This is a genomic window from Enterococcus sp. DIV0213h, from assembly GCF_051711285.1.
GTDB lineage: Bacteria > Bacillota > Bacilli > Lactobacillales > Enterococcaceae > Enterococcus_D > Enterococcus_D casseliflavus.
Map to the genome: position 1 here is coordinate 1,818,147 of NZ_JBIOMH010000001.1, position 12,824 is coordinate 1,830,970.

15 protein-coding genes are annotated in these 12,824 nt (G+C 43.1%); 14 read left to right on the forward strand and 1 reads right to left on the reverse strand.

The features are described 5' to 3' along the window. Positions 1-3 precede the first annotated feature (3 nt). Together mutM and coaE are read left to right on the forward strand one after the other, a co-directional pair. On the forward strand, positions 4-846 hold the full coding sequence (gene mutM, locus IGI77_RS08210) for a DNA-formamidopyrimidine glycosylase (RefSeq protein WP_438769834.1): 843 nt from the start codon (positions 4-6) through the stop codon (positions 844-846). Further along, positions 843-1,436: a dephospho-CoA kinase gene (coaE, locus tag IGI77_RS08215; protein ID WP_438769835.1), complete on the forward strand. Its 594-nt coding sequence runs from the start codon at positions 843-845 to the stop codon at positions 1,434-1,436. Before mutM ends, coaE begins: the two co-directional genes overlap by 4 nt. A gap of 174 nt (positions 1,437-1,610) precedes the next feature. On the opposite strand, the gene IGI77_RS08220 is transcribed toward coaE, so the two are convergent. Continuing rightward, complete coding sequence (locus IGI77_RS08220; protein ID WP_438769836.1) at positions 1,611-2,390, reverse strand: ABC transporter ATP-binding protein; 780 nt, start codon at positions 2,388-2,390, stop codon at positions 1,611-1,613. A 168-nt stretch (positions 2,391-2,558) separates the two neighbouring features. Here IGI77_RS08220 and IGI77_RS08225 point away from each other — a divergent pair, with 168 nt between their 5' ends. From IGI77_RS08225 to IGI77_RS08280, 12 genes are all read left to right on the forward strand, one after another. Next, positions 2,559-2,897: a hypothetical protein gene (locus IGI77_RS08225; protein ID WP_016609515.1), complete on the forward strand. Its 339-nt coding sequence runs from the start codon at positions 2,559-2,561 to the stop codon at positions 2,895-2,897. Between the two features lie 247 nt (positions 2,898-3,144). Next, the gene (locus IGI77_RS08230; protein WP_015509634.1) at positions 3,145-3,786 is read left to right on the forward strand and encodes a FusB/FusC family EF-G-binding protein; all 642 of its coding nucleotides are present in this window, start codon (positions 3,145-3,147) and stop codon (positions 3,784-3,786) included. A 203-nt stretch (positions 3,787-3,989) separates the two neighbouring features. Next, on the forward strand, positions 3,990-4,460 hold the full coding sequence (nrdR, locus tag IGI77_RS08235; protein ID WP_005226004.1) for a transcriptional regulator NrdR: 471 nt from the start codon (positions 3,990-3,992) through the stop codon (positions 4,458-4,460). Positions 4,461-4,473: 13 nt separating this feature from the next. Then, positions 4,474-5,850, forward strand: a complete 1,377-nt coding sequence (locus tag IGI77_RS08240; protein ID WP_438769837.1) for a replication initiation and membrane attachment family protein — start codon at positions 4,474-4,476, stop codon at positions 5,848-5,850. Beyond that, positions 5,850-6,779 (forward strand): primosomal protein DnaI, encoded by a 930-nt coding sequence (dnaI, locus tag IGI77_RS08245; protein ID WP_005226006.1) that lies wholly within the window; start codon positions 5,850-5,852, stop codon positions 6,777-6,779. The genes IGI77_RS08240 and dnaI overlap by 1 nt, the downstream gene beginning before the upstream one ends. 23 nt (positions 6,780-6,802) lie before the next feature. After that, positions 6,803-7,264 carry a hypothetical protein gene (locus IGI77_RS08250; protein WP_010748202.1) on the forward strand — a complete coding sequence of 154 codons (462 nt, stop codon included), beginning with the start codon at positions 6,803-6,805 and terminating at the stop codon, positions 7,262-7,264. Positions 7,265-7,359: 95 nt separating this feature from the next. Then, positions 7,360-8,055, forward strand: coding sequence for a tRNA (adenine(22)-N(1))-methyltransferase (locus IGI77_RS08255; RefSeq protein ID WP_195960668.1), 696 nt, complete (start codon positions 7,360-7,362; stop codon positions 8,053-8,055). After that, the gene (locus IGI77_RS08260) at positions 8,052-9,170 is read left to right on the forward strand and encodes a Nif3-like dinuclear metal center hexameric protein (protein WP_438769838.1); all 1,119 of its coding nucleotides are present in this window, start codon (positions 8,052-8,054) and stop codon (positions 9,168-9,170) included. Before IGI77_RS08255 ends, IGI77_RS08260 begins: the two co-directional genes overlap by 4 nt. A gap of 11 nt (positions 9,171-9,181) precedes the next feature. Beyond that, positions 9,182-10,414, forward strand: coding sequence for a peptidase T (gene pepT / locus IGI77_RS08265; RefSeq protein WP_438769839.1), 1,233 nt, complete (start codon positions 9,182-9,184; stop codon positions 10,412-10,414). Between the two features lie 99 nt (positions 10,415-10,513). Beyond that, positions 10,514-11,422 (forward strand): diacylglycerol/lipid kinase family protein, encoded by a 909-nt coding sequence (locus IGI77_RS08270; RefSeq protein WP_159160594.1) that lies wholly within the window; start codon positions 10,514-10,516, stop codon positions 11,420-11,422. A 33-nt stretch (positions 11,423-11,455) separates the two neighbouring features. Next, positions 11,456-11,728, forward strand: coding sequence for a DUF1294 domain-containing protein (locus IGI77_RS08275; protein ID WP_010748207.1), 273 nt, complete (start codon positions 11,456-11,458; stop codon positions 11,726-11,728). A gap of 27 nt (positions 11,729-11,755) precedes the next feature. Beyond that, on the forward strand, positions 11,756-12,787 hold the full coding sequence (locus IGI77_RS08280) for a lysylphosphatidylglycerol synthase transmembrane domain-containing protein (RefSeq protein ID WP_074535939.1): 1,032 nt from the start codon (positions 11,756-11,758) through the stop codon (positions 12,785-12,787). Positions 12,788-12,824 lie beyond the last annotated feature (37 nt).

Consider the following 12,824-nt stretch of genomic DNA (forward strand, 5'->3'; position numbering starts at 1 on the left):
GAGGTGCCTGAATTACCAGAAGTTGAAACGGTCCGCAAAGGACTTGAAAAACTTGTTTTAAATAAAACGATCGAATCGGTCGAGATCCTTTGGCCGCGAATCATCGAAAGTCCTGAAGTGCCGATCTTTTCGGCACTGTTGAAAGGGCAACGGTTTGAAAAATTTGAACGACGTGGAAAATTTTTGATTTTTAAATTGACAGATTATGATCTGATCTCTCATCTACGAATGGAAGGCAAGTACGAGTATTTTGAGTCAGACCCGATTGTCGATAAACATACACATGTCATTTTCCATTTTACGGATGGCAGTCAGTTAAATTACCATGATGTAAGAAAATTTGGTCGTATGACTTTAGTGGATAAAGACCAAAGTGCAGCCTATAAAGGCATCATGCAATTAGGTCCTGAGCCTAAGCCTGAATTGTTTTTATTGGAAGCATTTGAGCAAGGATTGAAGCGGTCCAAAAAAGCCATCAAACCCCTTTTGTTAGATCAAAAACTTGTGACTGGTTTGGGCAATATTTATGTAGATGAGGCGCTATGGCAAGCGAAGATCCATCCTGAACAACCAGCAGATTCGCTCACCCCAGCAGAAGCCAACGTGTTGCATCAAGCGATCATCGATGTCTTGGAACGCGCCGTTGAAGCAGGGGGGACCACCATTCGGACCTATCTCAATGCATTGGGCGAAGCAGGAAAATTCCAAATGTCATTAAATGTCTATGGCCAGACGGGCAATCCTTGCGGGCGATGCGGGACACCAATCATCAAGACCAAAGTTGCCCAACGGGGGACGCACTTTTGTCCTCAGTGCCAAAAATTGCATGTGAGGTCCAGCAAATGAGCTTTGTCTTAGGGGTCACTGGCGGGATCGCTACTGGGAAAAGTACCGCAGTCGCGCATTTTCGCTCACTGGGCTTACCGATTATTGATGCCGATATCATCGCCAGAGAAGTCGTTGAACCGAATACGGAGGGCTTGCAGGCGGTGACGCAAGCCTTTGGTCCGCAAATTTTGACCGATGACGGGCACCTGGATCGGCAAACCCTCGGTGCCCTGATATTTAAGGATCCAGAAAAACGTCGCTTGCTGAATCAGACGCTGTCGCCATTTATTCGACAAGAGATTTTGTCTCAGATCGAAGAAAAAAAGCAGCAGGTGCCCTTGTTGATCGTTGACATTCCTTTGTTATATGAAGCCGACTACGACCAATACATGGATCAAACTGCAGTCGTTTATGTGCCAGAAGCGCTTCAAAAAGAGCGGTTGATGGCACGTAATCAATTGAGTGAGCAAGACGCGCAACAACGAATCGACAGTCAGCTTTCCATTGAGAAAAAGAAACAACGGGCCGATATTGTCTTTGATAATCAAGGAACGATCGCCCAACTCAATCAGCAGATCGATGATTGGTTAGCATCCTTAAACAAATAGATAAGACAGCAGGTTCCCTTCAGTAAAAGGGTACCTGCTATTTTATCTCTCAATAGCAAACCTAGCCCTATCATTTCCAAAAACAACTGGCGCTGAAACATGTCGGAAACTGTTTGGTTTGGAAAGTAAGACGATCGTTTATGAATGGTTAAATATCAAAGTACCAGCCCTGATTTATTTTGGGGTCACGATCACACGATTGCTGGAAAAGGGGTGAAGAACGATCGGCTGATCATAAAAAGAGGTGAGAACCTCCTCAGTAAAAATCGTCTCTCGTTGACCAGCGGCGTGGACTTTGCCGTTTTTTAACATCAGCAAATGAGTGAAAATCGGTAGTAGCTCTTCCGTATGATGGGTAACGTAAAGAAGAGTCGGCGTATTCGGCAGCTGTGAAAAAGCCTCCAGACGGGTTAGCAGTTCTTCTCGCGCAAATAAATCAAGGCCTGTACAAGGTTCGTCCAAAATGAGGATCTCTGGTTGTGCCATCATGGCACGTGCGATCATGACAAATTGTTTTTCCCCTTGAGAAAGGACGTGATAGGAACGATGGATCAGATGCGACAAACCTAAGTCAGCCAAAAGCGCTTTTGCTTGGATCAGCTGCTCTTCTTCGTAGGACTCATAAAGACCAATACTGGAATAAAGCCCGGAAAGAACGATCTCTTCGGCAAGATCGCGACCATAAAACTTGCTTTGCAGCGCTGAACTGACCCAACCAATGCGCCGTTGAAGATCGGGCACAGACGTTTTTCCGTAACGCTCACCTAAGACCGTTCGTTGACCAGAAGAAGGCCATAAACTTCCCGTGATCATTTGGAGTAATAAACTTTTGCCAGCACCATTCAGACCTAAAATCGCCCAATGCTCATTTTTTTTCACTTGCCAATTGATCGCTTTTAATAAATAGTTCTTGTCGCGAACGAAAGAAACCTGTTGGAAATCGAGGATTGTCATCTATTGTCGAACCTTAAACAGGTTCTTCACCTCCAGTTGTATGAATATTCAGAAAATAATCGCTCATATTATAGCATAAAGAAAAACATTTTGCTGATTGTTTGGTATCGCATTCATATCTTTTGTCAGAAATCAGAATGCTTGTTATGATGAAAGTATACAGGAGGGATGATAACTATGGGTACTTTTAAAGATGAAAAAGATGTGATCGTTGGCAAAGCCAAAGAAAAAATCGGTGAGTGGACCAACAATGAAGAACTTGCCCACTCTGGGAAAGAACAAGCACAAGAAGGTCAAATCAAGAAAGAGCACGATCAAAAACGAGTCAATGAACTAGATGATCAAAATGATGAGCGTGATGCCCGCAATGATCGAACCACCCCTGAAAATGTCAGCAGCGAAGAACTATTGCGAGCTGAAAATCCCGATGCGAATAAAATTTCTTCGAATGATCGACGGGATGCAGACCAGCTGAAGCATTACACAGGAATTGAAGATAAATTATAAACGACCATGGATGCCTTCGTCTGCTAGACGAGGCATTTTTGTTAATGAGACCAAAGAGAGGTTGAAAGACAACCACCTGCACAGTTGACAATTTCTCAACCTCTCATTATAATCCATTAAGATCGCATGGAAAGCAGCAAAGAAATTGGGAGGTGGTCATCAAATGCTTATTTATGCATTGTGTACGACTGTCAAGAAAGTAGAACAGCCGCAATAGGAAACGGAAAATTAGAAAGAAGGCTTTTTTATGATCGAACCTTACCAATTTCATTCAATTAAACATCAAGTATACCAATTAGTACGAACGTATCAATCGGTCAATGATCCTCGAACGATCAAAACGGTTGAAACGATGACAAAAGACGCCATAGAACAATTTTTTCCTGAAGAAGAAACAGCGCCACGTGAAATTTTAGCTGCTTTCTTTCAACCAGGGATGACGATCAGTCGCAGCAATGAGCTGTTAACAGAGCTCAAAGAGTACGTCCGACCCTTTCAAGTACCGACAACAAAACAAATTGAAAAAATGTTTCGGAAAGTAAAAAAACTGAAAATACCTGATTTTGCTTCCGTTGATTTAAAAGAGACCACCTATCTTTCTTGGGATGATATCGGTAGTCAAAGTAAGTTTATGATCATTGCCACTGAACAAGGGTTTACAGGACTTCACGGTCATGTCTCAACCGAGGTCAAGAAAGGAATCTGTCCCTTGTGTCAGCATGAAGGGAATGTCTCGATGTTTCTTTCTCTGACGAAAAGCAATGGCGATGGAACGTATACCAAACGGGGGAACTATATTTGCCGGGATAGCCAACGGTGCAATCAGCAGATGGAACAGCCAGCAAATTTGCATGACTTTGTTTCTTTGCTGCAAATGAAAGATAAATAACGAAATGAAACGGCAGAAAGATTTCTGCCGTTTTTTCAAATTCAAAAAAACAGTAGTTATAACATTATTTAAATTTTGTAATAAATGAACAGAATAAACCACTTTGGCTATTGTACCAACGGATTTCATGTTATAATTAATCATAGAAACCGATGACTTTACGTAAATACGTAAGCGCATAAGAGAGAAAATGAGGTGGAACTATGCAATGTCCAAAATGTCATCATAACAATTCTAGGGTAGTTGATAGTCGACAAGCCGATGATGGACGTGTGATTCGCCGCCGTCGTGAATGCGAAAATTGCGGCTATCGCTTTACAACATTTGAACGTATCGAAGAGGCACCCCTACTTGTGATTAAGAAGAATGGTGCCCGTGAAGAATTCAATCGCGAAAAAATCCTAAGGGGTTTGATTCGTTCTGCTGAAAAACGACCAGTGACAATGGATCAGATGGAAACGATCGTCGATCATGTGGAAAGTCGTGTTCGTGCTCTTGGTGAAAATGAAATTTCTACAACACAGATTGGTGAGTATGTGATGGAAGATTTAGTTGATTTAGACGAGATCGCTTATATCCGTTTTGCCAGTGTCTATCGCCAGTTTAAAGACATGTCAGTTTTCTTGAAAGAACTACAAGACATCGTCGAAAAAGCGAAAGAACCACAAGAATAGAGGGGGACAACAAGTGGGCAATAGTTTACCGAATCAATCGTACAAAGTGTTCAAAAGCCGTCCACTTACAACGGAAGGGAAAGACGCCCTCATTTATTTGTATCAACCAATTATTGAAAGTGATGCTTTAGCGTTGTATTTGACACTCGCAAGCGATGTCCAAGCCCAAAGCTTTTCTGGCGAGGAGTCGATGACGACCGTGCATCTAGATATCTTGAATGCCATGAATGCGGGAATGCCTCGCTTCATAAAAGCCAAGCAAAACTTAGAGGGCATCGGCTTGCTAAAGTCTTATGAGAAAGCAGATGCTCAAAACGGGAGCTCGTATCTGTATTGGTTGCAAGAACCGGTCCATCCAGCAGCGTTTTTTCAAGATGAATTGTATGCCTATCTGTTGTTGGAAAGAGTCGGGGAGCGTAAATTTGATCAGCTGGTCAAGCTGTATCAACCAAAGCAGTGTTCCTTGACCGATTATCAGGAAGTGACCCAATCCTTCTCAGCCGCCTATGGGTTAAATACCGCACGTTTTGCTTCACATGAAGAAACGTTACAGGCAGTCAGTGATTCCTTTCAAGAAACCAATGCGAACTTGGTGCTTGATGAAAAGCAGTTGGATTGGGACTTTCTTTTATATGAAGCGCAGCGTCGGTATATCCGTGCCGCTAATTTCACACCAAGTTTTCGACAAAAGTTAGTTCTATACCATTCTTTATATGGCTATGATGTGTTGGAATTGTTGGATATGATGGCGGACAATGTTTCTTTGACAACAGGCGAGGTCGACCAGAAAAAGCTGGAACAAGCCATCATGAAGAAATCACGACAAACATTTACGAAAACATCAAAAAGAGAAGATCCCCAAGCGGAAAGTCAGTTGCGCCGCTTCAATACCTTAAAACAGAATGGTTTTTCAGAAAATGATGTCTTATTGATTCAAGAAAGTGAGAACAATGCACCGATCGCTTTTCTCAAGGCGATCAAAGCGGAGAAAAACAGTTTCATGACGGATTCAGAACAATGGCTGATCAAGAGCCTTGTCGAACGGTCACCATTGCCTAATAGTGTGATCAATGTTCTGGTTCATTATGTCTTGGTGGTCCAAAACAATGCCGCTTTGTCAGGAAATTATGTGAACAATATCGCCGCCCAGTGGTCAGAATTAAAAATTGGCACGGCAGAAGATGCCATCAAACATGTTCGGAGCCTTGTTCGAAGTGCCAAGGAAAAACGCAGCCGACCACAAACCAGCGGCAAAAAAATCATTCGCGAAGAAAAGCTGCCTTCTTGGGCTGAAAAACCAGTGGAAGAGACAGCATTAACGCCAGAGCGACAAGCAGAATTAGATAAAAAACTGCAAAACTACTTGCATAAGAAAGCTGGTGACAAGTAATGGAAGATGTAGGGAAAAACTTAGGAAAACTATTGGATAAACGCAATTACCGTGATCAGTTTTCAGCAATGATGGCAGAGGTTTTACAAGATCCTGATGTCAAAGCGTTTATTGCCGAAAATGAAGAGGTATTGACCGAAGCAGATATTCAAAAAAGCTATGCGAAACTGTATGAGTTCGTCCAAGAAAAGCGGAAATTCCGCATCAATGATCCATCCATGATCGCACCGGGCTATGAGCCGCGCTTAGCGTTAAATTTTCATTTTATTGACGTCACCTATGTACCAACGAAAGAACTACTGGCATATCAGAAACAAGAAGAGATCCGCAGCCGCATCAAAGCGATGGATATGCCTAAAGATATACAAGAAGCAAGTTTTGCAGATTATCAGCAAACGCCTGGCCGAATGGAGGCCATCGCAGCTGCCGTTGATTTTATTAGTGAGTTGACAGCCAATCCACAGGAGTTTCATAAAGGACTTTACTTTGTGGGGAGTTTTGGAATCGGAAAAACCTATCTGCTTGGCGCGATCGCCAGAGATTTAGCGGAGGCAGGCTACACGACGACACTGGTTCACTTCCCGACATTTGCAGTAGAGATGAAACAAGCAATCGGCAAAGATCAGGTGGGGGATAAGCTGAACGCAGTGAAAAAAGCCCCAATCTTAATGATGGACGATATCGGTGCGGATGCGATGAGCAGTTGGATTCGTGATGAAGTCTTCGGTGTGATTCTACAATACCGAATGCAAGAGCAACTCCCGACGTTCTTTACCTCGAATTTTACTATGCATGAGTTGGAGCAGCATCTTTCAGTAACGCAACGCGGCGAATCCGAACCATTGAAAGCCAAACGTATTATGGAACGTATTCGTTACTTGACACAAGAGATCCAAATGACGGGCAAAAATCGACGAAATGATGCCTAAAAAACCATTACTGGAGGAAGAAGATGATGAAAAAACAAGTGATTCTAGGCTTGTCCTTAGCAGCAGTGCTGCTGTTAACGGCTTGTGGCAGTCCCGAAAACAACAATGCATCAAGTGGCGATAACACGCCTTCTGAATCAAGTGAGAATGCTAGTTCCGTTGCCAATAGTTCTTCAGAGAGCGAAACAGCGACGGTTTTTACTGGTATTATTCAAGAAGATGCCCGAGCAGGTTCAGATGATACCTTTCAATTATTTTTGAAAGACGTAGCGGCAGTTGAAGATGAGGATCAAGTCGTCCAAAGTTTTCAAAATGATGGGGTCATTCTCCATGTCCCTATCGAGGCCTATTCAGGAGAGATCGAGGAGTTAGTTGAAGGAGACAAGGTCCAAGTGTCGCTGCAAGGCGTGCCGATCATGACGATGTCGATCCCACCGCAAATTCCCGGTAACTCGATTCAAAAGGTTGAATTAGTGAACGATTAATGCAATGTGCGCCTTGGCAATGGCACCACAGTCAAGACGCACATTTTTTTCTATTTATGGAAAGCGTGTTATACTACGAAAGAAGGAGTGACAATATGAACGAACATGCATTATCGGATCGTTTGGCTTGCGTGGGCGAACAAATTCCCAACCAAGCACGTATCGCCGACATCGGCTCCGACCATGCTTATTTACCTGTGGCATTGATGCTGCAGAACAAAATCACTTATGCTGTAGCTGGAGAAGTCGTTCAAGGACCTTATGATTCTGCCAGTAAACAAGTACGTAAAAACGGGCTAACAGAGAAGATCGTGGTGCGCTTAGCAGACGGATTGGACGCTATTCAGCCAGCAGATAAGATCGACACGGTTGTTGTTGCTGGAATGGGGGGGACTTTGATTCGCTCTATTTTAGAAGAAGGCAGCAGAAAAAATCGCTTAGCGGGGGTCAAACGTTTGGTCTTACAACCGAATGTTGGCGAAAGGACCTTGCGGGAATGGCTCGTTGATCACAATTTTACGATCATTCATGAAGTGCTGTTAGAAGAAAATGACAAAAATTACGAAATTATCGTTGCGGAAACTGGAAAAGCGACGTACACGCCCCAGCAATTATTTTTTGGTCCCTTTTTATTAAAAGAAAAAAATCCAGTTTTTTATAAAAAATGGCAGCATGAATTGAAGCAGCGCCAACGAGTGGTCAAAGAGTTAGAGAAAGCCAAAGAACCACCTGCTGAGAAAATGAATGAATTGAAAGAACAAATCGAATGGATCAAGGAGGTACTGGCATGATTTCTGGTCAAGAATTTATCAAACGCTTTGAAGCATATTGCCCATTATGGTTGGCAGAAGAAGGCGATCCTGTTGGTCTGCATGTTGGTACATTAAACAAACCCCTCGAGCGAGTCATGATGACCCTTGATGTCCGTCCAGAAGTGGTAACCGAAGCCATCGAGAAAAAGATCGACTTGATCATCGCGAAACATCCACCGATCTTTCGCCCTTTGAACCGCTTGCTGACCGATGATCCGCAACAAAAGATGTTGATGGATCTCGTCAAGCATGATATCGCCGTTTACGCCGCCCACACCAATATGGATATTATTGAAGACGGGTTGAACGATTGGTTTTGTGAACTGCTAGAAGTTGAACCAGATACGTACTTAAAGCAAACCCATCAAGTAAAAATGAAGAAGTTAGCTGTATTTACGCCTGTTGAATCGGCACCAGCATTGCGAAAGGCATTAGGAAAAGCTGGTGCTGGTCAGCAAGGCAATTACCAAAACACCAGCTATTCATTGATTGGCACCGGTCGCTTTACACCACAGCAAGCGGCGCATCCAGCCATCGGTGAGATCGGAAAAGAAGAACAGGTGCAAGAAGCGAAAATCGAAGTCATTTTTCCAGAAACGATCGAGAAAAAGGTCCTTTCGGCAATGATCGCTGCTCATCCTTACGAAGAGCCAGCTTATGATCTGTATGCCTTAGACAATTTGCCGAAGACCTATGGAATCGGACGGGTTGGCAACCTCGCTGAGCCTCTTTCCATTGATCAGTTTGTCGTACGTGTCAAAGAGCGGTTTGGTTTGACTGCTTTACGGGTTGTCAGTTTTCCTAATGCACCTGAAAAAATTCAGCGAATCGCCATTTGTGGCGGCAGTGGTCAATCGTTTTATTCCGATGCCTTACGCCATCAAGCGGATGTGTACATCACTGGCGATATCAGTTACCATTTCGCCCATGACATGCAAGCCAATGGGTTGATCGCGATCGATCCAGGGCACAACATCGAAAAGGAATGTATTCCTCGGTTTATTGAGAAATTCAATCAGTGGAAAGCAGAAGAGAACTGGGCTGTGACCTTTGTTCCTTCCACCACTTCAACAAATCCATTTGACTATAGATAGGAGAATCTTTTATGTACGAAAATTTATTGCCTCGCTTTTTAAAATATGTCAAAACAGAAACTCGCTCAGATGCGACAAGCACCACAACACCTTCCACCCAAACACAAGTCGCGTTTGCTAAAGAACTGCAAAAAGAACTTGAAGAACTAGGGTTAAGCGATGTTCATTACAATGAATCAAATGGTTTCGTGATCGCAACATTACCAAGTAACGTCGATCATGACGTGCGCTCCATCGGTTTTATCGCCCATATGGATACCGCCGATTTTAATGCAGAAAATGTTGATCCGCAGATCATCGAAAATTACGATGGCGAATCGACCATTAAATTAGATAAAGAAGGAAAATACACATTAAACACAAAAGATTTTCCGAATTTAAAAAATTATGCTGGCGAAACCTTGATCACTACTGATGGTACCACTTTATTAGGTTCTGATGATAAGTCAGGTATTGCAGAAATCATGACAGCCATGGAAATTTTACTGAAAAACCCAACGATCAAGCATGGGGAAATCAAAGTCGCATTTGGACCTGATGAAGAAATTGGTGTTGGTGCCGATAAATTCGATGTGGAAGATTTCAATGTTGATTTTGCCTATACAATGGATGGCGGTCCAGTAGGAGAATTGCAATACGAAACCTTCAATGCGGCGCAAGCTGAAATTACGATCCAAGGAAAGAATGTCCACCCTGGAACTGCTAAAGACACCATGATCAACGCCTTGCAACTAGCAGTCGATTTTCAAAATGCGCTACCTGCTGATGAAGTTCCTGAGAAAACCGAAGGGACAGAAGGGTTCTTCCATTTGATGAGCCTTAGTGGTTCAGTAGAAGAAGCGAAAATGGCATACATTATTCGAGATCATGACCGGAGTCGTTTCGAAGAAAGAAAAGCACAATTATTAGCGGTTCAAGAAAGCTTGAATGCCCGCTTTGATGAACCACGAGTGCACGTACATCTATATGATCAATACTACAACATGAAAGAAATCATCGAAAAAGATATGAGAATCATTGATTTAGCGAAAGATGCGATGAAAGCAGTTGGAATCACACCGATGACAGAACCTGTCCGTGGTGGTACGGATGGCTCGAAAATCTCCTATCTAGGGATTCCAACCCCGAATATCTTTGCTGGTGGAGAAAATATGCATGGACGTTATGAGTTCGTCTCACTACAATCAATGATGAAAGCGACCGATGTGATCGTGAAAATCGCCGAACTGAATGCGCAAGCATAGCAGCAGCTTCTTCATTGAAAGAAAAGAACAACTTTAGGGCTGGGAACTCTTCACGCAGGTCTTGCGTAAGGCCCGGCCTTTTATTAGGATGTGAATAGGATGAAAATTCTCGTATTATACAACGATACAGCGGGGAAAAGTGAAGCAAAAGAAACAGCAGAAAAATTCCAAGCCTATGTGAACGAACAAGGCGATGAGCATCAAGCGTTCTTGCAGGCCTCAAATCCAGACGTGGATCCAAAAGACGTTCGAGAGGCTGCCAAAAAACACGCAGTCGATACGATTGTGATCATCGGCGGAGATGGAACGATCCATCATGGCCTGCAAACATTCAAAGAAAAGCTGGATGAGCTGAAGATCGGGATCATTCCTGGAGGAACGGTAAATAACTTCGCTCGAATGTTAGGTATTCCAGTCAAGCCAGAAGAAGCGTTTGAGAATATTTTAACAGGGGTTGAACGTCCGATCGATTATGGGATGGTCAATGATCAAGTAATGATCTCGACGATGACCATTGGTCTTTTAGCAGATACTGCAGCAGCAACTTCCCAAGAAGAAAAACAACAGTACGGTCCGTTGGCGTTTATGAAACGGTTCATTCATCTGTTGATCAAAAAGAAACAATACAAATTGGAAATCATTGCTGACGAACGGAAATGGCAGGGGAAAAGTCAATTACTGACGATCGTTATGTCGAATTCAGCAGGTGGGTTTAAGAACTTTGATGAAGAAGCAAAACCTGACGATGGCTTGTTCCATGTTATTCTTTTGCCAAAATTGAACATTTTACGGTTTATTTTGTATTTGCCAAGAATCATTCGGGGTAGAATTGCCAAAGTACCAAGTGTTGAATACTTCACTGCCGCAAAGGTCTCGATCAAAGCGAAAGAAAAAACGGTTCATACTCGGACCGACGGCGATCCAACGGATGATCTGCCAATCGAGATGAAAGTCATCAAGCACGGGTTGACGATGTTGGTACCTGAGGAAGCACAAGAATCAAAATAATGGTCCCTACGATCAATCATATGGAGGAAATGGATGGATGCACTGATTTACAATCCATTGTGGTTTTATTTAATTGCAGTCAATCTTTATCTTTTCTGTCTGATGGGTTATGATAAATATCAGGCAGTAAAACAAGGTTGGCGGGTTCCCGAAGCAAATCTCCTTTTTATGGGGGCGATTGGCGGCGGATTAGGCGGTTTGATCGCGCAACGCGTGTTTCGCCACAAAACAAGAAAGAAGAAGTTTTATTTCTTTTTTGCTTTCGGCACCGTTTTTGCTATCCTGCTGATGGTCTTTTTTGCATAAATTCGGTTTAACAAGCAAGGAGTTAATATGAAAACTAAAGTGAAGTTCGCCCTTAATTTACTTTTACTAGTAGGCATTCTGGGTGTGATGTATTTTTTTGTCCGTAACTCGATGATGGAAATTTTAGCGGGGCTAAGAGAGACCAGCTTTCTCGTCGTCTTACTGGTTATGGGGCTTGGCACATTGTACCTAGTGATTGAAGGACGAACAGTCAAAGAGATCGCAGTGACTTTTCAACCGGAGTTCACCACCAAGGCGGGGTTTCTGACCGTCTGTTACAGTGGGTTTTATCGGATCGTGACGTTTGGCGCGGGCACCTTGATCTCAGAGGTGAATTTTTATCGTAAAAATGGTTTGCAGTTGTCACAAGGGGTTGGGGTCACCACCTTACACATGGTGATGTATAAGTTTGCCATATTGACTTATGCGATCGCTGGGTTGATCATTCAATTCTCGTTATTCTATGACAATGCGCCGAATATGATTTGGGTGATATTGGCGGGGATCGTACTCGTCTTTTTGATCATTGCCGCTTTATTGGCACTTTCTGTCAGTATCAACATTCAAGTCTTTTTTGTGATCGTCAGCAATAAGCTATTCAAAAGTGCAGCGTTAAGAGGGATCGTTGACAAATGCAACACCCAGATCTATTCTTTGCGAGAAACGGTCAATGCAATCATTACCGACCGGACCGCTTTCTTACGCATCTACCTTTGGAATCTTTTGAAGATGCTGCCTTGGTACGTGATCCCTTATGTGATTCTTGTCGTGCAGCACCCAGAGATCGATTTCTTGTTGACGTTATCCTTCATCAGCTTTGCCGTCGTCTTGTCCGGGGTGATTCCAACACCGGCAGGGATCGGTTCCTTTGAATTTATTTATATGCTGCTTTTTGGTCCATTAGTCGGCACAGTCGATGCAGCATCTTCTATGCTGCTGTATCGCTTAGCGACATTCATTTGGCCCTTCATTATTGGCTTTGCATATGTAATGAAAGAAAAGCGCAAAGACATTAGCCAAGAGCTGACAGAGCTTAGAAAAGAAAAAGTGGAAAGTTAAAAAAACGCTTATCTTCGAGTAGAGGATAAGCGTTTTT

What these genes read in the sequence shown, in the direction of transcription:
- coaE (WP_438769835.1), top strand. Translation starts at nt 843, where the DNA reads ATGAGCTTTGTCTTAGGGGTCACTGGCGGGATCGCTACTGGGAAAAGT.
- IGI77_RS08220 (WP_438769836.1), bottom strand. Translation starts at nt 2,390, where the DNA reads ATGACAATCCTCGATTTCCAACAGGTTTCTTTCGTTCGCGACAAGAAC.
- IGI77_RS08225 (WP_016609515.1), top strand. Translation starts at nt 2,559, where the DNA reads ATGATAACTATGGGTACTTTTAAAGATGAAAAAGATGTGATCGTTGGC.
- IGI77_RS08230 (WP_015509634.1), top strand. Translation starts at nt 3,145, where the DNA reads ATGATCGAACCTTACCAATTTCATTCAATTAAACATCAAGTATACCAA.
- nrdR (WP_005226004.1), top strand. Translation starts at nt 3,990, where the DNA reads ATGCAATGTCCAAAATGTCATCATAACAATTCTAGGGTAGTTGATAGT.
- dnaI (WP_005226006.1), top strand. Translation starts at nt 5,850, where the DNA reads ATGGAAGATGTAGGGAAAAACTTAGGAAAACTATTGGATAAACGCAAT.
- IGI77_RS08250 (WP_010748202.1), top strand. Translation starts at nt 6,803, where the DNA reads ATGATGAAAAAACAAGTGATTCTAGGCTTGTCCTTAGCAGCAGTGCTG.
- IGI77_RS08255 (WP_195960668.1), top strand. Translation starts at nt 7,360, where the DNA reads ATGAACGAACATGCATTATCGGATCGTTTGGCTTGCGTGGGCGAACAA.
- IGI77_RS08260 (WP_438769838.1), top strand. Translation starts at nt 8,052, where the DNA reads ATGATTTCTGGTCAAGAATTTATCAAACGCTTTGAAGCATATTGCCCA.
- pepT (WP_438769839.1), top strand. Translation starts at nt 9,182, where the DNA reads ATGTACGAAAATTTATTGCCTCGCTTTTTAAAATATGTCAAAACAGAA.
- IGI77_RS08270 (WP_159160594.1), top strand. Translation starts at nt 10,514, where the DNA reads ATGAAAATTCTCGTATTATACAACGATACAGCGGGGAAAAGTGAAGCA.
- IGI77_RS08275 (WP_010748207.1), top strand. Translation starts at nt 11,456, where the DNA reads ATGGATGCACTGATTTACAATCCATTGTGGTTTTATTTAATTGCAGTC.
- IGI77_RS08280 (WP_074535939.1), top strand. Translation starts at nt 11,756, where the DNA reads ATGAAAACTAAAGTGAAGTTCGCCCTTAATTTACTTTTACTAGTAGGC.